The sequence below is a fragment of the Streptomyces alanosinicus genome (genome assembly GCF_014650595.1).
Lineage (GTDB): Bacteria > Actinomycetota > Actinomycetes > Streptomycetales > Streptomycetaceae > Streptomyces > Streptomyces alanosinicus.
The window spans coordinates 226201-246144 of the sequence record NZ_BMVG01000005.1; the positions used below are offsets into that span (position 1 = coordinate 226201).

The 19944-nt window shown below is 72.6% G+C and carries 18 protein-coding genes and 2 pseudogenes; 10 read left to right on the forward strand and 10 right to left on the reverse strand.

Annotated elements, in window-relative coordinates; translation table 11 throughout:
• Positions 1–23 precede the first annotated feature (23 nt).
• Both IE277_RS14075 and IE277_RS14080 read right to left on the reverse strand, forming a co-directional pair.
• The gene (locus IE277_RS14075; protein ID WP_229881404.1) at positions 24–2447 is read right to left on the reverse strand and encodes an SNF2-related protein; all 2424 of its coding nucleotides are present in this window, start codon (positions 2445–2447) and stop codon (positions 24–26) included.
• Positions 2448–2626: 179 nt separating this feature from the next.
• Complete coding sequence (locus IE277_RS14080; RefSeq protein WP_189952178.1) at positions 2627–3706, reverse strand: NADH:flavin oxidoreductase/NADH oxidase; 1080 nt, start codon at positions 3704–3706, stop codon at positions 2627–2629.
• Between the two features lie 131 nt (positions 3707–3837).
• Here IE277_RS14080 and IE277_RS14085 point away from each other — a divergent pair, with 131 nt between their 5' ends.
• Positions 3838–4206 carry an ArsR/SmtB family transcription factor gene (locus IE277_RS14085; RefSeq protein WP_189952180.1) on the forward strand — a complete coding sequence of 123 codons (369 nt, stop codon included), beginning with the start codon at positions 3838–3840 and terminating at the stop codon, positions 4204–4206.
• A gap of 40 nt (positions 4207–4246) precedes the next feature.
• Here IE277_RS14085 and IE277_RS14090 read toward each other — a convergent pair whose 3' ends face one another.
• Positions 4247–5596 carry a nucleobase:cation symporter-2 family protein gene (locus IE277_RS14090; RefSeq protein WP_189952182.1) on the reverse strand — a complete coding sequence of 450 codons (1350 nt, stop codon included), beginning with the start codon at positions 5594–5596 and terminating at the stop codon, positions 4247–4249.
• Between the two features lie 175 nt (positions 5597–5771).
• Positions 5772–7106: an FAD-dependent oxidoreductase gene (locus IE277_RS14095; protein WP_189952184.1), complete on the reverse strand. Its 1335-nt coding sequence runs from the start codon at positions 7104–7106 to the stop codon at positions 5772–5774.
• A gap of 112 nt (positions 7107–7218) precedes the next feature.
• Between IE277_RS14095 and IE277_RS49500 the strand changes: the two are divergent.
• Positions 7219–7563, forward strand: a pseudogene (locus IE277_RS49500) (DUF6214 family protein); the annotation flags it as partial.
• A gap of 51 nt (positions 7564–7614) precedes the next feature.
• Entirely contained in the window at positions 7615–8175 is a 561-nt protein-coding gene (locus tag IE277_RS49505) for a DUF6214 family protein (protein ID WP_444544841.1), read from the forward strand.
• A 97-nt stretch (positions 8176–8272) separates the two neighbouring features.
• Here the strand turns inward: IE277_RS49505 and IE277_RS14110 are convergent, their stop codons facing one another.
• The 4 genes and pseudogenes from IE277_RS14110 to IE277_RS14125 all read right to left on the reverse strand — a co-directional run bounded on the left by IE277_RS14110 (position 8273) and on the right by IE277_RS14125 (position 10792).
• The gene (locus IE277_RS14110; protein ID WP_189952186.1) at positions 8273–8941 is read right to left on the reverse strand and encodes a TetR/AcrR family transcriptional regulator; all 669 of its coding nucleotides are present in this window, start codon (positions 8939–8941) and stop codon (positions 8273–8275) included.
• Between the two features lie 178 nt (positions 8942–9119).
• A complete protein-coding gene (locus tag IE277_RS14115) occupies positions 9120–9809 on the reverse strand; it encodes an HAD family hydrolase (RefSeq protein ID WP_189952188.1) in 690 nt (229 codons plus the stop codon).
• Between the two features lie 50 nt (positions 9810–9859).
• Positions 9860–10138, reverse strand: a pseudogene (locus IE277_RS14120) (phosphatase PAP2 family protein); the annotation flags it as partial.
• Positions 10139–10210: 72 nt separating this feature from the next.
• Positions 10211–10792, reverse strand: a complete 582-nt coding sequence (locus IE277_RS14125) for a DUF5134 domain-containing protein (protein ID WP_189952190.1) — start codon at positions 10790–10792, stop codon at positions 10211–10213.
• Between the two features lie 144 nt (positions 10793–10936).
• Here IE277_RS14125 and IE277_RS14130 point away from each other — a divergent pair, with 144 nt between their 5' ends.
• Both IE277_RS14130 and IE277_RS14135 read left to right on the forward strand, forming a co-directional pair.
• Positions 10937–12676: an FUSC family protein gene (locus IE277_RS14130; RefSeq protein WP_189952192.1), complete on the forward strand. Its 1740-nt coding sequence runs from the start codon at positions 10937–10939 to the stop codon at positions 12674–12676.
• Positions 12673–13365, forward strand: coding sequence for a MarR family winged helix-turn-helix transcriptional regulator (locus IE277_RS14135; RefSeq protein WP_229881423.1), 693 nt, complete (start codon positions 12673–12675; stop codon positions 13363–13365). Before IE277_RS14130 ends, IE277_RS14135 begins: the two co-directional genes overlap by 4 nt.
• A 206-nt stretch (positions 13366–13571) precedes the next feature.
• Here the strand turns inward: IE277_RS14135 and IE277_RS14140 are convergent, their stop codons facing one another.
• Positions 13572–13964, reverse strand: a complete 393-nt coding sequence (locus IE277_RS14140; protein WP_189952194.1) for a VOC family protein — start codon at positions 13962–13964, stop codon at positions 13572–13574.
• Between the two features lie 292 nt (positions 13965–14256).
• Here IE277_RS14140 and IE277_RS14145 point away from each other — a divergent pair, with 292 nt between their 5' ends.
• Entirely contained in the window at positions 14257–14796 is a 540-nt protein-coding gene (locus tag IE277_RS14145; RefSeq protein ID WP_189952196.1) for a GNAT family N-acetyltransferase, read from the forward strand.
• A gap of 35 nt (positions 14797–14831) precedes the next feature.
• On the opposite strand, the gene IE277_RS14150 is transcribed toward IE277_RS14145, so the two are convergent.
• Positions 14832–15515 carry a glycerophosphodiester phosphodiesterase gene (locus tag IE277_RS14150; RefSeq protein ID WP_189952198.1) on the reverse strand — a complete coding sequence of 228 codons (684 nt, stop codon included), beginning with the start codon at positions 15513–15515 and terminating at the stop codon, positions 14832–14834.
• A 459-nt stretch (positions 15516–15974) separates the two neighbouring features.
• Here IE277_RS14150 and IE277_RS14155 point away from each other — a divergent pair, with 459 nt between their 5' ends.
• From IE277_RS14155 to IE277_RS14170, 4 genes are all read left to right on the forward strand, one after another.
• Positions 15975–17372, forward strand: a complete 1398-nt coding sequence (locus IE277_RS14155) for a DUF6421 family protein (protein WP_189952200.1) — start codon at positions 15975–15977, stop codon at positions 17370–17372.
• 38 nt (positions 17373–17410) lie between these two features.
• A complete protein-coding gene (locus tag IE277_RS14160) occupies positions 17411–18160 on the forward strand; it encodes an SDR family NAD(P)-dependent oxidoreductase (protein WP_189952202.1) in 750 nt (249 codons plus the stop codon).
• The gene (locus IE277_RS14165; protein WP_189952204.1) at positions 18157–19227 is read left to right on the forward strand and encodes a threonine aldolase family protein; all 1071 of its coding nucleotides are present in this window, start codon (positions 18157–18159) and stop codon (positions 19225–19227) included. The genes IE277_RS14160 and IE277_RS14165 overlap by 4 nt, the downstream gene beginning before the upstream one ends.
• A gap of 84 nt (positions 19228–19311) precedes the next feature.
• Positions 19312–19905 (forward strand): transglutaminase-like domain-containing protein, encoded by a 594-nt coding sequence (locus tag IE277_RS14170; RefSeq protein ID WP_189952206.1) that lies wholly within the window; start codon positions 19312–19314, stop codon positions 19903–19905.
• Positions 19906–19944 lie beyond the last annotated feature (39 nt).

A 19944-nucleotide genomic window follows, 5' to 3' on the forward strand; every position in this document is an offset into this window, starting at 1 on the left:
GGGTACGACGACTCCTGGCGTCCTTAGGCCGGAGAGGCCGGAGACGCCGGAGAAGTACGGTCGTCGCTGACTTCGGCGGGTTCGGCGTCGGTCGCGGAGCCGCCGGCGAAGCCCAGGCGGGTCTGTTCCTCCGCGACGATGAGGCGGGCCAGTGCCGTGTCCGACACGTCGAGGGCGTCCGGGGTCGCCTCCGCCATCGCGCTGCGGCGCGCGTACCGGTCGAACAGCCGGGCCTTCCGCTTCAGCATGGTCACCATCTGCTCGTCGACGCCGCCCGGAGCCAGCAGACGGTGCACCCGGACCGGCCGCACCTGGCCCATGCGGTGGGCCCGTGCCACCGCCTGCTGTTCGATGGTCGGCTTGATCTGGGGCTCGCAGATGATCACGACGGAGGCGGCCTGGAGGTTGAGTCCGACGCCCGCCGCCAGGATCTGCGCCAGCAGCACCGCCGGACCGGAGACGGCCGCGAACTCGTCGACGAGCGCTTGGCGCCGCTCGGGCGACACGCTTCCGGTGAGCGGTCCGATCACCCGGCCGCCGGTCCGCGGCCCGGCGCCGAGGGCGTCCCGGACCACGCCGAGGACATCGCGGAAGGTGGAGAACACCACCACCTTCAGCCCGTTCTCGCCCGCCTCGTGCACGATCTCGCGGAGCCGGACCAGCTTGGCGGACTTCTCCGGGCGGGCGTACGCGGCCCTGCGCATCGCCATGAAGTTCCCGGAGAGCACTGCCTCGCGATACGCCTCCTCGTCCGAGGCGCTCGGTTCCTCCCACTCGTCCGTCTGCTGCAGGGCGGGCAGTTCGGCGAGCACGTCCACCTGGTTGCGGCGCAGGTAGACGGGCGCGACCGCGGTGCGGAAGGCCACGGAGCCGGGCAGTCCGGCCTGGTCGCCGACGCGGTCCGCCACGGCCTGGTCGAGCATCCGGACCAGGTTGCGGAACTCGGCCACCCGGTTCTCCATCGGCGTGCCCGTCATGAACAGGACCCGTTCGCATGTCGCGGCCCACCGGGTGACGGCCTGGGAACGCAGGGTCTTGGGGTTCTTCACGGCGTGCGCCTCGTCGACGACCAGCATCCCGATCTCTCCGCCGCCCGGGACCGGGAATCCGCGCAGCGCGTCGAACGTCGTCACGGCGACGCCGCCCCGTCCCTTCCAGTACGCGAACGCTTCGTGCCGGTCCGGTCCGTGCAGGGGCGTGACGTGGAGCGAGGTGCGCCCCTCGATCTCCCGCGTCCAGTTCACCAGGACGCTCGCCGGGCAGACGACCATGAAGTGGCTCTGCCCCTCGGCGGCCAGATGGGTCAGCGCGGCCATGGCCTGCACGGTCTTGCCGAGCCCCATCTCGTCGCCGAGGATCACCCGGCGCTGCGTCAGGGCGAAGCGCGCGCCGAACGCCTGATAGCCGCGCAGCGACACCCGTAGCCGGGAGTCGTCGAGCCGCTGGCCCCGCACCCGCTCGGCGATGCCCTCGGGCAGGAACCCCTCGGCGGCGGCCGTGTCCGGAGCGCGCCCGGAGATCTCGGCGAGCAGACCGTAGTACTCGGCGGAGCGCAGTTCGAAGTCCACCCAGGCGGCTAGTGCCCCGGCAGGCAACGTTTGCCCGTCAAGGAGCGGCGTCCGGTGCGTGCTCTGGGGGTCCCCCGGCCGGAGGCTGGGGGAGTGCCGGCCGGAAGTCCTCGTCCTGGGCGTACGTGGGCTTTCGGCCGGTGCGGCGAGAGGGCGTGCCGGGCGTCGCGACGGGGCGAACGTTGCCTGCCGGGGCACTAGGTCGGTGGACGGCCCGCGCAGCAGGTCCACCGACGCCTGGGCGAGCGCCTCGGCGGTGCCGGCCTGCTCCGCCTCGGCCACCAGCGCGCGCATCTCCTCGACCGCCGTCAGCGCGCGGGCCTTCCTGGCCTGCCCGGCCATCAGCATGCCCAGGCGACCGGCGGCGGGCCGGGCGTCGTCCAGCAGGGGGCCGAGCCGCCCGGTCAGCGCGCCGGCCGCCTCGACGGCGCGGCGCGCCCCGGGCCCCGCCTCGACGAGCACGTGCAGGGCCATGACGAGCGCGGTGGTCCGCGGCTCCGGACGGTCGACGTCGATGTGTACGGCGGTGCTCTCGTGCACGGCCTCGGACAGCTGCCGGGCGGCCGCGACGATCTGGTCCGCGGTCCGCTCGCCCACTCCCGGTATCTGCCGCAACCGGTACGGACCGGCGTCGAGTACCTGCCGGACCGTGCGCAGTCCGCTCCTGTCGACGCCGCCCAGCCGCAGCCGCCCGCCGGTGGCGTCCTGGAGGCGTGCCACCGGTATGGCGTCGAGCGCCTGCTCCACCGCCGCGTCCTGGATCGGCTTCAGCGCCGCTCGTACCGCCTCGACGGCCTTGCCATGGTCGCCGGCCAGCGACCGCGCCGCCTCATGCAGCCGCGCCGCCCGCGCGACCGTCTCCCGCTCCCTGCGCCCCATCCGCCCTCCCTCGCGCCACATCCTCGCATCGCGAGGGACGGACGCGGGGCGGACCCGGAGCACGTACGGCCGGGCGGGGAGCGGACCGGGTGCGGCACGAACGCGTGGGCCCGGTGCCGGCGGGGCCGCGGATGCCGTCCCGTCAGGAGGGGGCCGCCGGCGCGGCTGTGCGGTCGTACTCAGACCGACCGGTGGTACTGGTCCGGCACGTTGACCTCGCCGCCCAGCTCGCGGGCCGCGTGCCGGGCCCAGGAGGGGTTGCGCAGCAGCTCGCGGCCCAGCAGTACGGCGTCGGCCTCACCGTTGGCGAGGATCTTCGCCGCCTGCTCCGCCTCGGTGATCAGTCCCACCGCGGCGACGGGCAGCGGGGTCTCCGCCTTCACCCGGGCGGCGAACGGCACCTGGTAGCCGGGCCCGGTCGGGATGGTCGCGCCGGAGACGTTGCCGCCGGTGGAGACGTCGAGCAGGTCGACGCCGTGGGCGTGCAGATCGCGGGCGAAGCGGACCGTGTCGTCCGCGGTCCAGCCGCCGTCCTGGAGCCAGTCGGTGGCCGAGATACGGAAGAACACCGGCTTCTCTTCGGGCCACACCGCGCGTACGGCGTCCACGACCTCCAGGGCGAACCGGGTGCGGTTCTCGTACGAGCCGCCGTAGGCGTCGGTGCGCTGGTTGGAGTACGGGGAGAGGAACTCGTTGATCAGATAGCCGTGGGCGCCGTGGACCTCGGCGACGTCGAAGCCGGCGGCGAGCGCCCGGCGCGCCGCGTCGGCGAACTGGCCGACGATCTCCTGGATCTGATCCACCGTCAACTCGGTCGGCACGGGGTGGCGTTCGTCGAAGGACACGGCGCTCGGGGCGACCGGCTGCCAGCCGTGTGCCTCCGGTCCGACCGGGGCGCCGCCCCTCCAGGGCTGGTCGGTCGACGCCTTGCGCCCGCCGTGCGCCAGCTGGATCGCCGGCACCACGCCCTGGGCGGTGAGGAAGCGGGTGATCCGGCGGAAGGCCTCCACCTGGGTGTCGTTCCACAGGCCGAGGTCGTAGGGGGAGATCCGGCCCTCCGGTGAGACCGCGGTGGCCTCCACGATGATCAGGCCGGTGCCGCCCGTGGCGCGCGCCCCGTAGTGCGCGAGGTGCCAGTCGTGCGGGACACCGGCGAGCGGCCCCTCCGGCTCGGCCGAGTACTGGCACATCGGGGGCATCCACACCCGGTTCGGGATGGTCACTTCGCGCAGGGTGATGGGCTCGAAGAGCGCGCTCACGACGGACTCCGTTCGTCACGGGACTGCTGGTCGACTCGTACGATAACCCTCGTACTACGAGATCTGTCAAACTACGATGTCTCTCGTACAATGGTCGTGGTCGACGCGTTCCACGACGAAGGGCAGCCACCGTGACCGACACCGCCACCCCCGGCCGCGCACTGCCGCACCCGGAACGGGAGGAGATCCGCCTGGAGGGCGTGCTGCATGCGCTCTCCGATCCGATGCGGCTGCGGATCGTCCGGGAACTGGCCGCCGCGGAGGCCGAGTTGGCCTGTTCCCGCTTCGATCTGCCGGTCACCAAGTCCACCACCACGCACCACTTCCGGGTGTTGCGCGAGAGCGGGGTCATCCGGCAGGTCTACCGCGGCACGGCCAAGATGAACGCGCTGCGCCGGGACGACCTCGACTGCCTCTTCCCGGAGCTGCTCGACATCCTCCTCGCCGCCGCGGACCGGCAGTCCGTCCGCCTCGGCGACCGCGGCCGAAGCACGTCGTAGGTCACGCCCGGGCGAGATCACCCAACGTGACGAAGTGCTGCTAGCCGGCCTCCTCCGCCTCGGGCAGGGTGCCGTAGTCCGAACCCGCCTTTGCGGGAAGGTGGTTGAAAAGCAGGTTCAGTACGATCGCGGACAGACAGCCCGCGCTGATGCCGCTGTTCATCACCGTCTGGAACCAGTCGGGGAACTTCGCGTAGACCGCCGGCACGCCCACCGGCAGCATGCCGATCGCCACCGACACGGCCACCACGGTCAGATTGTGGTTGCCCTGGAAGTCGACCCGGGCCAGCGTCCGCAGTCCGCTCGCCGCGACCGTCCCGAACATGACCAGTCCGGCGCCGCCCAGCACCGGCGCCGGGATCGCCGCGACCACCGCGCCCAGCTTGGGCAGCAGACCCAGCAGCACCAGGATCCCGCCGGCTGCCGCGACCACCCAGCGGCTGCGCACCCGGGTCATGCCGACCAGGCCCACGTTCTGCGCGAACGCCGTGTACGGGAAGGTGTTGAACACCCCGCCCAGCACCGTCGACAGACCGTCCGCGCGCAGCCCGTCGGCGAGCGAGGGCGGCTCGACCCTGCGGCCGGTCAGCTCGCCGACCGCGATCAGGTCACCGGTCGTCTCCGTCATCGTCACCAGCGCCACCACCAGCATGGACACGATCGCCGACGCCCTGAAGACCGGCGTCCCGAAGTGGAACGGCGTACTGATGCCCACCCAGTCGGCGTCGGCGACCCCGCCGAAGTCCGTGAACCCGAACGGCACCGCGACCGCCAGGCCCACCGCGATGCCGATCAGCACGGCGATCCGGCTGAGGGCGGCCGGCGCGAACCGCTGCACGGCCAGCACCACCAGCAGTACGAAGGCGGCCAGCGCCAGATTCCTCGGCTCCCCGAAGCCCTTCGCACCGACGCCGCCCGCCGCCCAGTTGCCCGCGACCGGCAGCAGCGAGACCCCGATGATGAGGATCACCGTGCCGGTCACCAGCGGTGGGAAGTAGCGCAACAGGCGGCCGAAGACCGGCGCCAGCAGCATGATCGCGAGCCCCGCGACGATCACCGAGCCGTAGATCGCGGGCAGTCCGCCGCCCGTCGTCCCGATGAGCACCATCGGCGACACGGCCGCGAACGTACAGCCCTGCATGATCGGCAGCCGGACGCCGAACCGCCAGAAGCCGACGCACTGGATCAGCGTGGCGATCCCGCACACCAGCAGATCGGCGGTGATCAGATAGGCCAGATCGGCGGGCGACAGCTTCAGCGCACCGCCCACGATCAGCGGTACGGCGACGGCACCCGCGTACATCGCGAGCACATGCTGCAGCCCGAAGGCGGCCAACTGCCGCGCCGGTGGCATCTCGTCGACGGGGTGGACGTCTGCGGGGGTGGCCATGGGTACTCCAACGGTGCCGGGCGGAACATGACATCAGAACAGGACGAGACCGTAAGCTTCTTGAACAGTTTGTTGATTTCCGGTCTGTTGCCGCTGTGTGTCATGCCCGCCGGACCCCCGGGGAATCCCGGGCCGCCGGGCCCAGGGCGCGGCGGGGCCAGGGCGCGGCCGGGCCCTACGCCGACCGGGCGGCCGTGAGCAGCGCGTCCCAGTCGGCCAGCTTGACCACGCTCCGCCCGAGCCGCGCACCCAGTTCGGCCTCGGCCCGCTCGATCGCCAGCCATCCCGCCCACGGCACGGGCTCGACCCCGGCCGCGCGCAGCGCCACCACCGGATCCGCCGGCACCCGCTTCACCAGCAGCGCCGGAGCGTCCGCGAGCAGGGCGGCGACCGTCTCCTTGGCGCAGGGCCGATTGGTGCCGATGACACCCGTCGGACCACGCTTGATCCACCCGGCGACGTACTCACCGGGGGAGGGGACGCCCTCGCGCACGACGCGGCCCGCCGCGTTCGGCACCGTGCCGGTCGCCGAGTCGAACGGCAGCCCGTCCAGCGGCACTCCGCGATAGCCCACCGAACGCAGCACCACCTGGGCGGGCACGTCCTCGAACCGGCCCGTGCCCGTCACCCCGCCGTGCCCGTCCGGCGCCGTCCGTTCGAAGCGCACGGCGCCCACCCGGCCGCCGTCCGCGAGCACTTCCACCGGGCGCAGGAAGAACCGCAGCACGATCCGCCGCGCGGCATCGGCCGACGGCAGGCCGGCCCAGCCGCGCAGCACCTCCAGATTGCGGCGCTGCACGGTCGGCAGCGCGCCGGGATCGGCCGGATCCAGCGCCAAGTCGGCCGGATCGACGGTCACTTCGGTGCCGGGCAGCCCGCCCAGCTCGCGCAGCTCCTTGGTGGTGAAGCGGGCCTGCGAGGGGCCGCGCCGGCCCACCATGCGCACGTCGGTGATGCCGCTCGCCGTCAGCGTGTCCAGCGCCGCCTGCGGGATATCCGTCGGGCGCAGCTCCGCGGCGCCACGGACCAGCATCCGCGTGACATCCACGGCCACATTGCCCACGCCGATCACGACCGCCGAGCGCACTCCGCGCAGGAAGCCCGCGTCGGCCGCGTCCGGATGCGCGCTGTACCAGGCCACGAAGTCGGTCGCCGACCAGCTGCCGGGCAGTTCCTCGCCCGGTATCCCGAGCCGGCGGTCGGTGGCGGCACCCATGCAGTACACCACCGCGTGATACAGCTCGCGCAGCCGCTCCACCGGCAGCCCGCCGGGGCCGCCCACCCGGACGCCGCCCAGGAAGCGCACCCGCTCGTGCTCCAGCACCGTCCTGAGGCTGCCCTGCAGGGACTTGATCTTCTCGTGGTCCGGCGCGACGCCGTAGCGGACCAGGCCGTACGGGCACGGCAGCCGGTCCAGGACGTCCACGCACACGTCGGGGTCCTGCTGGACCAGGCTCTGGGCGGTATAGCACCCGCTCGGCCCCGAACCGACGACGGCGACACGCAGCACGGCGATGCTCCTTGCCCGAAGGAGGGCGTGCGGACGGCTCCAGCATGGCATCCTGACGCCTGTGTCGGCAGGGGCCGGCGGGGTGACGTCGGCGCGTGTCCGTTCGTATGGAATGCGATCATGCGGTTACGTTGCGTGTGTGCTAAAGGCATCCTTGCTTAATCTTTCTGATCGGAACACGGAGGACGGCGCGGTGTCCGTGTGGCCCGCGTGGAAGGTGCGGGAGCACGGCGGCACCACGTCCTGGTTCCAGGTCCGGCTGGCCTTCCCCGACGGCGCCCACGTCGACGCCCTGGCCGTCCTGCACGGCGGATGCGTGTCCATCGAGGACGTCAGCGCGCAGCCGGCCCTGTCCTTCGCCGACCTGACGGCCCTCGCGCGCTGGATCGAGGGCCCGCTCTTCGCGTCCTGCGGCGTGCCGGCGCGGCGGCCTGACGAGGAGGAGGGCGACCAGCGCCCGGCGGGGCGGGACGAGGGCGAGCTGCCGGCGGGGCGGGGCGAGGGCGAGCTGCCTGCGCGGCGGGACGAGGCCGAGTGGCCGGCGCGGCGCCTCGAAGACATGCGGCCGCAGGCGGCACCCGTAGCCGTACAGCCGACGGCCCCGCGCACGGACGGGCAGCTTCACGTCCCGTGCGCAGTAGGGCAGTTGGCGGACCTGCCTGCACACGAGCAGGTGACGGCACCGCGCACACACGAGCAGGTGGCGGTACCTGGCGCGCCCGAGCAGGTGGCGGCACCGGGTGCACACGAGCAGTTGGCAGCCCCGCGCGCATGCGAACAACCGGCCCCGCGCGAAGCCGAGTGCCCGCAGGGGCGGCACGCACCGGAAGCCGGTGACACGGTGGAGGCCGTGTTCGGCGTGGGGCCCTGGCGCGCCCGCCCTGGCTGGCCGCGTGGTGTCGAGGGCCGCCGGCTGGTGGCGCGGGAGTACCGCGCCGCGCAGGCGGGCGGCGTCGACCCGGTGCTCGCGGTGATGACCGCGACCGGACGCAGCCGCCGCCGCTCGCTCCGGCTCATCGCCCAGGCCCGGGACGCCGGTTTCCTGACCCGGCACGCACGCCGCCGCTGAGACGATTCGGCACGCGCCGCCGAGGCGGCTCGGCGCCCTGGGTCCTGTCGTCGAACTCCCGCCTGCCCGGTGGTTCGACGACAGGACCCAGCGGTCCTCAGTCGCCGCTCGGGCGCTCCTCCGTGGCGAAGAACCGGGACAGATCCCGCTCCCGCCCTTCCGGGCGCGCCTCGCTCTCCGGCGGCACCCCGGCGTCCCAGTCGAGCCCGTACCGCTGGAACAGTTCGGCCCGCAGCACCGGGACGGGCATCGCCACCCCCGGGATCAGCGCCGCGTACACCGCGCCCATCAGCAGGGCCCGCAGCATCGGATAGTCGACGGTGACGTTCTGGGAGCCGTACCGGGCGACGGTGTCGCCGAGCAGTTCGCCCAGCCTGCGCTGCTCCGGGCACTGCACGAAGCCCTCGGCCTGCAGCAGCCCCGCCATGTGCTGCCGCATGAGCACCGGCCGGTCGTGGGCCAGGCCCAGGATCGCGTCGATGGCACGGGCCAGCCGCTCCCGGCCGTCCTCGGTGCGCGGCTCCCGCTCCAGCGCCTCCTCCAGCGTGCGGTGCATCAGCCGGTGCACGGCGGACTGCACCAGCTGACGCTTGCCGGGGAAGTAGTACGACACCAGTCCACGCGCCGAACCGGCCCGGTCCGCGATGTCGCCCAGTGTGGCCGCGTCGAAACCACGCTCGTCGACCAGTTCCACGGCGGCCTGCAGCAGCCGCTCCCGGGAACGTCGCCGCAACTCTTCATTGACCGAGGCGCTGCGCGGGGACATCCTGTAACTCCTGCGTTGACTGGCTGCCAGCCAACTATACTCAACGCATCGGGCCCCGCCCTGCGTGGGTCCTGTCCAGGGCTGCCGTCCGTCTGGGGCGACGCGGGGGATCGTCTCAGGCGGACGGCGGGCAGGCGAGCCCTTTCCCCGCGGTCACGCGCTCTCCCGCTGTGCCGGCTCAGCCCACCAGGTCCAGTACCGGGAGCAGCGCGTCGGGCCGCTCCGTCACCGGCAGATGCTCGACGAAATGGACCTGGCAGCCGAGCGCGGCCGCGCCGCCGTCCGCCTCCTTGCTGTCACCCACCATCACCACCTGCCGTGGATCGGCGCCCAGCGCCGCGCAGGCGACCGAGAACAGCCGCGGGTCCGGCTTCTGCACGCCGTGTTCGTACGACAGCGCATACGCGTCCACATACCGGTCGAGCCCGTGGGCGCGGAACACCGGGCGCAGGTCCCAGCCGATGTTGCTGACCACGGCCACGCCGATCCCGCGCTCGCGCAGCGTGCGCAGCACCTCGGCGGCGTCCGGGTACGGAGCCCAGGCCTGCGGGTCCATGTGCCGCTCGTACAGCGCGTCGTACAGGCCGGGATCGGGCAGCGGCACCCGCCGGGTCAGGCCCGTGTAGGCGGCCCGGTGCAGCTCGGCGCTCTTGTCGCGGACCGCCCAGAGCCCGGCCAGGTCCTCCGGCAGCTCCACGGGGTTCGCGCCGCCGGGCAGCGCGCCGGCCGCCTCCAACGCCGCGGCGGCTGCCTTCAGTCGGGGTTCCGGCAGGGCCTGGCCCGTGTCGTTCAGCGCCGCACGCAGCCAGGACTCGGTGGACTCGACGCGGAACAGCGTCCCGGAGAAGTCGAACAGCACAGCAGTCATGCGCCCGACCCTATCGGCCGGCCGCCGGCCGGTGTATCGCGTCGGCCGGGTCACGGCCCCGCGTGGACCAGCACGGCGAGCGCCACCACCCACGCCCCGGACAGCCGGCCGCCGAGCGCGTCCGAGGGCCGGTGGACGGCCGGCCACGCCCGCGTCGCGCCCACCCCCACCACCGAGACCACGGCCGCCGCCACGGCCGTACGCCACCGGCCGTGGCCCGCGCCGAAGCGGTGCGCCGCCCACAGCAGCAGGCCGCACACCACGGTGGCGGTCATCGCGCGGCCGGAGGGGAGGACCGCGTAGCGGGCGGAGTCGACCGGGTCCCACACCCAGTCCGTCGACTCGCCACCACCGCCCGCCTTCCCGGCCCGCGCGTGACCCCGCTCATGAGCGAGGAAACCTCACATGGTCAGCAGCATCGTGACCATGCCGATCCCCATGGACAGCCGGCAGGCCCGGGCCAGTTCCGGGCGGTCGCCCCAGCCGGCGGCACCGGCCCGGATCCCGGCCGCGGCCGTGGACCCGCCCCCGCTCGCCGAGCCGGCGGCGGGCACCAGGCGGGCGCCGGCGAGCAGCACGTAACCCGCGAAGTACGCCAGCAGCACGCCGGTCAGCAAGGGCACCCCGATGCCGCCGTGCGCGTGGTGCGGGCCCGGCGGGGCCACGGCCATCGCCAGCGCCATGTAGACCATCGCGGACGCGCCCACCAGATGGTGCAGATGACGCGGGGCGGCGCGCACGGCCCACAGCGTGCGCAGCGCCGCCGCGCCGAACACGGCCGCATACAGCGGCCACGCCCACCGCGGTGGGGTGAACACCGCCGTCGGTACGGCCATCACGGCCATGCCGAAACCCATCAGCGCCTCTCCGCCGGCGGAGAGGCGCTGCTCCTCGACGCCGCTGCGCATCCGCAGCAGACAGTAGGCGCCGGTCGCCGCGCACAGCGCGACCAGCAGCCACGCTGCCGACACCGGTCCGTGCACGCGCGCACCTCCCCGCTCGACGGTCGGTCCAGGGATGCGATGCCCACGGCGGCCGGAGCGCACGCGAGCGCAAGGGTGTACACGGGGAGCATGCGGTGGAGCGCAGAGGAATTTTACAAGTAAAATACATGCTAAGTTGATGGCATGAGCAGTGCGACCCGCCATCGACTTCCCCTCGCCGGAGTGCTCCGCCTCGGACGGCCCTCCGACATCTGGTTCAAGCCCGCGCTGAGCGTGGTCGCCGCGGTCGCCCCGCCCAACCTGATCCTGCTGGCCCTCGGCCGTCTCGACCTCGCCATGTACACGATGGCCGGATCGCTGTGCGCGCTCTACGGACACAACCGGCCCTACGCCGCCCGCGCCCGTGTCCTGGCCGGAGTGGTGCTCGGCATGGCCGGCGGCCTCACCGTCTCGCTGGTCACCGCGTCGCTCACCGGCGATGCCGTCGTCCTCGTCACGGTCGGCGCCGTCATGGCCGCCGTGCAGAAGGCCGTGTCCGACGCCACCCGGCTCGGACCGCCCGCGAACGTGGTCCTGACCTTCATCAGCTCCGCCTCGCTGTTCGCGCCGCAGACCCTCGGTCAGGTGCCCGGCCACATCGCGCTGGCCCTCGCGACCGGCACCTGGGCCTGGCTGATCGGCATGGCCCCCGGACTGCTGCGCCCGTACGGCCCCGAACGCCGCGCCACCGCCCAGGCGCTGAACGCGGCCGCCGCGTACGCCGAGACGCGCGGCGCCGCCGACGGCCACGCCCGTACCCGTTCCGCGAGCGCCGCCGCGATCCACGCCGCCTGGCAGTCGCTGCTCGCCGCGGGCGCCCGCCCCGACCGCACCCGCCGCGCCCTCGAACGGCTCCTCGTACGCGCCGAGGTCGCCCTCGCCGCCCCCGCCGACACCGACACCGACCCCGCACGGCTGCGCGCCTGGGCCCGCGAGCTGCGCGGCACCGGGCGGATACCGCGCGTCGACTCCCCGCGCGCGTGTGCGGGCGCACTCCTCCGTGCGGAGGACGCGGAGGACGACGAGCTCCTCGGCGTGCAGGCCGAACGCGCCCATCCGCGGCCGTCGGCGCGGCACCGTCTCGCCGCCCTCGCCCCGCTCGCCGCGCGCACCGCGATCGGCTGTGCCCTCGCCGGCTACGCCTCCCTCGCGCTCGGCGTCGGCCGCCCCTACTGGGCCCTGGTCACCGCGGCCTCCCTCTACCAGGCCAATGTCACCCTCACCTGGAGCCGCGGCGTCCAGCGGGTCGTCGGCAACGTCGTCGGCGTCCTGCTCTTCGCCGCCCTCGCCCCGCTCGCCCGTCTGCACCCCGCCGCCCTGGTGCTGTGCGCCCTCGCCCTCACCTTCGGTGCCGAGGCGCTGATCAGCCGTAACTACTGGCTCGGCAGCGTCTGCGTGACCCCGATGGCGCTGCTCGTCACCGAGTTCGCCCGCGCCCAGAACCCGGCCGAGCTGATGACCGAGCGGGTCGCGGACACCGTCGTCGGCGCGCTGGTCGGCTTCGTCGCGGCCGTCGCGGTCACCAACCGGCGTGCGGGCGACCGCCTCGGCCACGCGCTGACCGCGGCGGAGCGCGCCCGCGAGCGGGCCGCCCGGCTGCTGGCCGAGCCGCACCCGGCGCCGCACGCCCTGGAGTCCGCCCGCCGAGCCCTCGCCGCCGCCCTCGTCGATCTGCGTGCCACGGCCGACGCCGCGTCCGGCGAGTGGTGGCAACGCGCCCTGCCCGAGGAGCGGGTCGTGCTCGCCGAGCAGTCCGGACACCGTACGCTCGCGGCGACGGTACGGCGCCAGGGGTTCGTACCGCAGGCCCGGGCCCAGGCCCAGGAGCAGGGCGAGAACCAGGGCCGGGGCCCCGGCAGGACGACGGAGGACATACGGCCATGACGGCGACGAACGGCGGGGCGCCGGTGGACGACGCGGCCGGCGCGGACCCCGCGGACGGACGCGGCGGGCACCGGCCGGCCGAGGGCGACCGAGCCGGCGGCGCGGCGCCCGCGACCGGCGGGGACACCGACCCCGCCACGGCCGCCGGAAGCAGCGCCCCCACCGCTGACGGTGCCGACGGCGGCCGCCAGGACACCGTCGCCGCGGTGGTCCGGCAGTGGCGGACCGTGCACCCCGAACTGGACACCGGGCCCATGGAGGTCATCGGCCGGATCAACCGCTGCGCCGCGCTGCTCCAGCAGGCCGAGGACGCGCCGCTGCGCCGGGCCGGCCTCAGCCGTCCCGAGTTCGACCTGCTGGGTGCGCTGCGCCGCACCGGCCACGAGCTGACCCCGGGGGAGCTGGCCCGGGAGACCTTCTCCTCCGGGGCCGCCGTCACCAAGCGCCTCAAGCAGCTGGCCGAACGGGGGCTGGTCGAGCGGCGCGGCGACACCCGTGACCGCCGGGTCGCCCATCTCCGGCTCACCGACGCCGGCCGCGACCTGGTCGACGGCATCCTCCCCGAGCAGCTCGCCTACGAGACCGCCGTACTGTCCGTCCTCGCGCCCGAGGGCCAGGACGAACTGGCCGTCCTGCTGGCCGAGTTGCTCGGCCGGCTGGAGGGCCGGATGGGCGCGCTGCGGGCGTAGGGGGCGCGGGTGGCGACGAGCGGCTCCGGCTCCCGGCGGGAAGCCGTGCGGGAACGCCGTCCCGGTCAGCCGGGCATTACGGTGGGACACGAGGACGGCCGTGCGGTGCAGTCCTGGACAGCTCTCCACCACACCGGAGGTCTTCACCGGAGGTCTTCGCCATGATCAAGCCCGGCCGGCGTTGACAACGCTCGTGATCAATACATCTAGATGCCCGGCCGATAGCGCATCGGATGGTCCGCCGGGACCTCCACCAGGGCGATGCGGGTGCCGTCCGGGTCGGTGATCCACATCTCGATCAGGCCCCATGGCTCCTTCACCGGCGGCCGGACGACGTCGACGCCCTTCGCGTCCAGTTCCTTGTGCGCGGCCGTGACGTCGTCGACCTGCAGCCACAGCCGGACCGGGGGCGAGGGCGGGGTCTCGGAGCGCCCGGAGACCTCCAGGAAGCCGCCGCCGAGGAAGTAGACCGTTCCGCGCTCGGGCCCCGTACCGAACTCGCGGTAGACGGACAGGCCCAGCTTCTCGCCGTAGAAGGTCCGGGAGCGCTCGGGGTCGGTGGGGGTGAGCAGCGTCCGGCTGCTGAGTACATGCACCATGCAGGCGGAGCCTAGGGCCTGTCCGGCGGATCCTGTCGCAGACGCGGGGGGCGGCGCGCCCCTCTGCGGCGTTGTCGTCACTCGCCGACTCCCCCACGCTCGACTCCGCTCGCGCGGGGGGACCCCCACCGCGTCGACTCCCTCCTCCGCCTTGCCGCTGGACGCACCGACCCCCGCTCACCTGCGCCGATGAGGCACCGTCACTTTCCCGCGACCTGATCCGCCGGAAAGGCCCTAGTGGCAGGGTTACTCTCGACCCTGGCTGAGCCACGCCGAGATCGGAGACCGCCGCATGGAAACCCCCGCCACCGGACCCAGCTTCCGGGACGCCACCGACGCCGACGTCGACGCGCTGGTCGCGCTGATCGAGTCGGCCTATCGCGGGGACGCCAGCCGGGCCGGGTGGACGACCGAGGCGGACATCCTGGACGGCCAGCGTACGGACCCCGAGGGCGTGCTGGAGGTGATCAAGGCGCCCGACAGCCGGCTGCTGATCGTGGAGCAGGACGGCCGGACCGTCGCCTGCTGCCAGCTCGAACACCGCGGCGACCACGCCTACTTCGGCATGTTCGCGGTCAGCCCCGCCCTGCAGGGCGCCGGCCTCGGCCGGAAGGTCATGGCCGAGGCCGAGCGCCGGGTGCGCGAGATCTGGGGCGTCACCGAGATGCGCATGACGGTGATCTCCGTACGGGAGGACCTGATCGCCTGGTACGAGCGCCGTGGCTATCGCCGTACGGGACAGATGTCGCCCTTCCCGTACGGTGAGGAGCGCTTCGGGATCCCGCGCCGCGCCGACCTGCAGTTCGAGCTGCTGGTCAAGAAGCTCGGCTGAGGGTTCGCGGGTGACTGCCCGGCGGTGCGCGGCCCCTACGCCATGAAGCGGGCCGTGCGTTTGATCTCCGGGAAGTCGGTCGTCGCGCCGTCCAGCTCCAGGGCGCGCACCAGCCGCAGATGATCGTGGGTGTTGACGACCCACGCGATGATCCGCAGCCCGGCCGCGCGCGCCTGCTCGACGACCTCCAGGGTGATCCGGCGGATGTCGAGGCAGACGGTCGTCGCGCCCACGGCGGCCGCGCGCTCGGCCACCTCCGGGCCGTAGCGGTCCGCGATCAGCGCCGTGCGCACGCCGGGCACCAGCCGGGTGATCTCGGTGATCGCCTCGTCGTGGAACGAGGACACCTCCACGCGCCCGACCAGATCGCGCTCGTGCATCACCGCCGCCAGCGCGCGGGCCACCGCCACGTCCGTGATCCCGGCCTGCACCGGGAGCCGCACCGCGTCCAGGACCTCCTCGAACACCGGCACCCGCGCCCCGTGCCCCGCGTCCAGGGAGCGCAGCTCGGCGAGGGTCTTGTCGGCGATCGCCCCGGTGCCGTCGGTCGTACGGTCCACTTCCGCGTCGTGCATGACGACCAGGGCGCCGTCCTTGCTCAGCTGCAGATCGAGTTCGATGGCGTCGAGACCGGCCTCCTGTGCGGCGACGAAGGAACGAAGGGTGTTCTCGGGTGCGACGCCCATGACCCCGCGGTGACCGATGGTAAGAAAGTTCAAGGTTCGACTCGCTTCCGTCGACGGCGGCTCGGCACGCGCGGGACGGGCGGACCCCGTCGTCCGTGCGAGCAGAGTCGCAGCCTAATGGCCGGGACCCACGATGAACCCGCACGTGCATGAGGCATCCGGGGCGTGGCGGGCTCTCAGCTGGCCGATATGCGCCTCCATGTCACCCGGGCGTGGGCGCGTCCTCCTCGCCTTGACATCTGCCGGGCAACCCCTTGAACACGCCACGGCACCCGCGTGACCACCCCGCACCGAGGGCGTGACCGCTCGGGGGAGCGCCGCGCGTGAACGCGGGTCATCGCCGACGGAAGTGAGCGTCGTCACGGTAGACGGCAGGAAAAACATCGGTGACCAAGCGGCTCGGCAGAATATTTTCTCGTACAGCCTCTTGATGGCGGAAACCGGGTATGCATACGGTGTCCATACGCGAGGTTCTCCCGTGGAGGATGGGACATGACGGAAATTCTTGTGCAGGCGGCTACGGAGGGGCGGATTCCTTCGTCGACCAGGGTGGTCGAGCACCCGGCCTGGCCGGTGCTCAAGGATGCCGTGGAGCAGATCCGGCCATGGCAGTCGAAGGACGGATCGATCGACTTCGACGCCGAGGGCGCACCGGCCAAGGCGGACGCCGAGGCCGCCGTACGGCGTGTCGTCGACGCGGTGGAGCTGCTCTCGCCGCTGCTCCCGCACGACGAGGCCTACCACCGGGCCCTGGTGAAGGATCTGCGGCGCTGGGCCGAGGGCGGCTTCGAGGCGCCGGACTTCCTGGACTCCCTGCTGGCCTTCCAGCCCGCCGCGCAGCGCGCGGACGGCCTGCAGCACCTGGTCGTCTTCCCGATGTACACGCAGAACGGCAACCCGGACCGCAATCTGGAGGCGGTCGTGCTGCGCATGGTCTGGCCGGAGTGGCTGGCCGAGCTGGAGCGCACCCGCTACGACAACCCGCTGTTCTGCGGCATCACCTTCGAGGACTTCACGTCCGGCTATGACACCAACTCCGCGGTCCTGTTCCCGGAGACGATCGCCGTACGCGAAGCGCCGGAACGTTTCTCCTGGGGCGGCATCTTCTGCGACCGCGAGGCCGCCCGCTTCCGCCGGGTGACCGACGCCGCCGTGGACATCCTGGGCCTTGAGCTGCCCGAGGACATCGCCGCGATGGTCCACGACCAGAAGCGCTGCGAGGAGGCCTTCGTGCTGTGGGACATGGTCCACGACCGCACCCACAGCCATGGCGACCTGCCGTTCGACCCGTTCATGATCAAGCAGCGCCAGCCGTTCTGGATGTACGGCCTGGAGGAGCTGCGCTGTGACCTCACCGCCTTCAAGGAGGCCGTGAAGCTGCAGGGCGACGGTGTCCCGCAGGCCCGTGACGTGCAGTACGCGGTGCTCTTCGACCGGATGTTCCGCTTCCCGGTCACCGGTGACCGCGTCCGCAACTACGACGGCCTCGGCGGCCAGCTGCTCTTCGCCTACCTGCACAAGCACGACGTGCTGCGCTGGACCGACAACAAGCTCGCCATCGACTGGGAGCGCGCCCCGCAGGTCACCAACCAGCTGTGCGCCGAGATCGAGAAGCTCTACAAGGACGGCATCGACCGCCCGAAGCTGGTGCACTGGTTCGCCGGCTACGAGCTGGTCGCGACCTACCTCTCCCCGCACCCCGGCTCCACCTGGGCCAAGGGCCCGGACGCCCTCGACCTGACCCAGCCGCCGCGCAAGCTCGTGGACGACGTGCTTCCGGACGAGTTTCCGCTCAGCATGTTCTACGAGGCCCTGTCCAAGAAGCTGAAGAATGTGATCGCCTCCACCAAGGGCATCACGGCGGACAGCGCCGAGCCGGTCGCCGCGTGAGCGACCGCGGCCGGAACATCAGTCAAGAGGGGAAGAACGTGGCGAACAACGGGTCTCTCAGTGGTGCGGTGATCGCGGTGGCCGGCGCGGGCGGACCCGCCGGACGCGCGGCACTGATGCGCCTGGCCGAGGCCGGCGCGACCGTCGTCGGGGCGGACAACGACCCGCAGCGCCTGTCGGAGGCCGTGGACGCGGCCCGTTACGCCTCCGGTGGCGCCACCGTCACCGGTGACACGGTGGATCTGCTCGATCTGCAGTCCACCCGGGACTGGGCCGCCCACATCGAGAAGGACTTCGGGCGTGTCGACGGCCTCGTCCATCTGGTCGGCGGCTGGCGCGGCAGCGAGACGTTCACGAAGACCAGCCTGGACGACTGGGACTTCCTGGAGCTGCTGCTCGTCAAGACCGTGCAGCACACCTCCCTCGCCTTCCACGAGGCGCTGCAGCGCAGCGAGCGCGGCCGGTACGTCCTGATCAGCGCGGCGGGCGCGAGCAATCCCACCGCGAGCAACGCCGCCTATGCCGCGGCGAAGGCCGCCGCCGAGGCGTGGACGCTCGCCCTGGCCGATTACTTCCGCAAGGCAGGGGGTCCCGAGGGGCCGACGTCGGCGGCTGCCATCCTGGTGGTGAAGGCGCTGGTGCACGATGCCATGCGCGCCGAACGACCCAACGCGAAGTTCGCGGGCTTCACGGACGTCAAGGACCTGGCCGAGGCCATCGAGGGCGTCTGGAGCAAGACCGCCGCCGAAGTGAACGGACACCGCCTGTGGCTGACCGAGAAGCCGTGAACCCTCCCAGGACCGACGCGCGTCGCCATCACGACCCGCACGTTCGCGGTTTCGCAAGCGACAACTACGCCGGAGCCCACCCCGAGGTGCTGGCCGCCCTGGCCCTGGCCAACGGCGGCCATCAGGTGGCCTATGGCGAGGACGAGTACACCGAGAACCTCCAGCGGATCATCCGCGGCCATTTCGGCTCCACCGCGGAGGCCTTCCCGGTCTTCAACGGCACCGGCGCGAACGTCGTCGCGCTCCAGGCGGTCACCGACCGCTGGGGCGCGGTGATCTGCGCCGAGAGCGCGCACATCAACGTCGACGAGGGCGGCGCGCCCGAGCGCATGGGCGGTCTGAAGCTGCTCACCGTCCCCACGCCCGACGGCAAGCTCACCCCCGAGCTGATCGACCGGCAGGCCTACGGCTGGGAGGACGAGCACCGCGCGATGCCGCAGGTCGTCTCGATCACCCAGTCCACGGAGCTGGGCACGCTCTACACGCCCGCGGAGATCCGCGCGATCTGCGAGCACGCCCACGCCCACGGCATGAGGGTGCATCTGGACGGCTCCCGGATAGCCAACGCGGCCGCCTCCCTGAACGTGCCCATGCGGACGTTCACCAACGCGGTCGGCGTCGACATCCTGTCGCTGGGCGGGACCAAGAACGGCGCCGTCTTCGGTGAGGCCGTCGTGGTCATCAACCAGGACGCGGTGCGCAAGATGAAGCACCTGCGCAAGATGTCGATGCAGCTGGCCTCCAAGATGCGGTTCGTGTCGGTGCAGTTGGAGGCGCTGCTGGCGAAGGACCTGTGGCTGCGCAACGCCCGGCACGCCAACGAGATGGCCCAGCGGCTGGCCGAGGGCGTGCGCGCGGTGCACGGTGTGGAGATCCTCTACCCGGTGCAGGCCAACGGCGTCTTCGCGAAGCTTCCGCACGACGTGAGCGAGCGGCTGCAGCAGCGCTTCCGCTTCTACTTCTGGGACGAGGCGGCCGGAGTGGTGCGCTGGATGTGCTCCTTCGACACCACGGAGGAGGACATCGACACCTTCGTGGCCGCGGTCAAGGAGGAGATGGCGCACTAGCGCCAGCCCCGAGCATTGCATAGGTATGCGGTCACCCGAAAAGTCATTGACTGTCGGGTGATCGCATTCCTATGCTCTGCGGGCATGGAGCTGATCCAGAACACCGCTGACCTTTCCGCCTACTTGGCTGCCGACGAGGCCATCGACCATCACCATCCCGTGGTGAGGGAAACAGCCGCCAAGCTGGCCGCAGAGGCAGCCGACTCGTATGCCTATGCGCGGGCCGCCTTCGACTTCGTACGCGACGCCATCCCGCACTCCGCGGACGTCGGGGATCCGCGCGTCACCTGGCGCGCCTCCGACGTGCTGGCCCTGGGTACCGGTATCTGCTACGCCAAGGCCCATGCGCTGACCGCCCTGCTGCGCGCCGAGGACATCCCCACGGCCCTGTGCTACCAACGGCTGGCGCACGACGACGGCGCCGGCCATGCCGTGCACGGTCTGGTCGCCGTCCGCTTCCACGGCGCCTGGCACCGTCAGGACCCGCGCGGGAACAAACCCGGCGTGGACGCCCGCTTCTCCCTGGACGGCGAGCGGCTCGCCTGGATCCCCGACCCCGCGGCCGGCGAGGCGGACCATCCCGTCCTGTACGCCGCACCGCACCCGCGCGTTCTCGACGCGCTGAAGGCGGCCCCGGACCGGTCGCACCTGTGGAAGACGCTCCCCGACACGCTCTGAGGCCGGTCGGGCCGTCCCGGACGGGGCATGCCGTCCCCA

Coding starts and splice junctions, on each gene's coding strand:
- IE277_RS14170 (WP_189952206.1), top strand. CDS start 19,312: ATGGAGCTGATCCAGAACACCGCTGACCTTTCCGCCTACTTGGCTGCC.
- IE277_RS14140 (WP_189952194.1), bottom strand. CDS start 13,964: ATGGTGCATGTACTCAGCAGCCGGACGCTGCTCACCCCCACCGACCCC.
- IE277_RS14145 (WP_189952196.1), top strand. CDS start 14,257: ATGGAAACCCCCGCCACCGGACCCAGCTTCCGGGACGCCACCGACGCC.
- IE277_RS14155 (WP_189952200.1), top strand. CDS start 15,975: ATGACGGAAATTCTTGTGCAGGCGGCTACGGAGGGGCGGATTCCTTCG.
- IE277_RS14110 (WP_189952186.1), bottom strand. CDS start 8,941: ATGTCCCCGCGCAGCGCCTCGGTCAATGAAGAGTTGCGGCGACGTTCC.
- IE277_RS14130 (WP_189952192.1), top strand. CDS start 10,937: ATGAGCAGTGCGACCCGCCATCGACTTCCCCTCGCCGGAGTGCTCCGC.
- IE277_RS14090 (WP_189952182.1), bottom strand. CDS start 5,596: ATGGCCACCCCCGCAGACGTCCACCCCGTCGACGAGATGCCACCGGCG.
- IE277_RS14115 (WP_189952188.1), bottom strand. CDS start 9,809: ATGACTGCTGTGCTGTTCGACTTCTCCGGGACGCTGTTCCGCGTCGAG.
- IE277_RS14075 (WP_229881404.1), bottom strand. CDS start 2,447: ATGGGGCGCAGGGAGCGGGAGACGGTCGCGCGGGCGGCGCGGCTGCAT.
- IE277_RS14135 (WP_229881423.1), top strand. CDS start 12,673: ATGACGGCGACGAACGGCGGGGCGCCGGTGGACGACGCGGCCGGCGCG.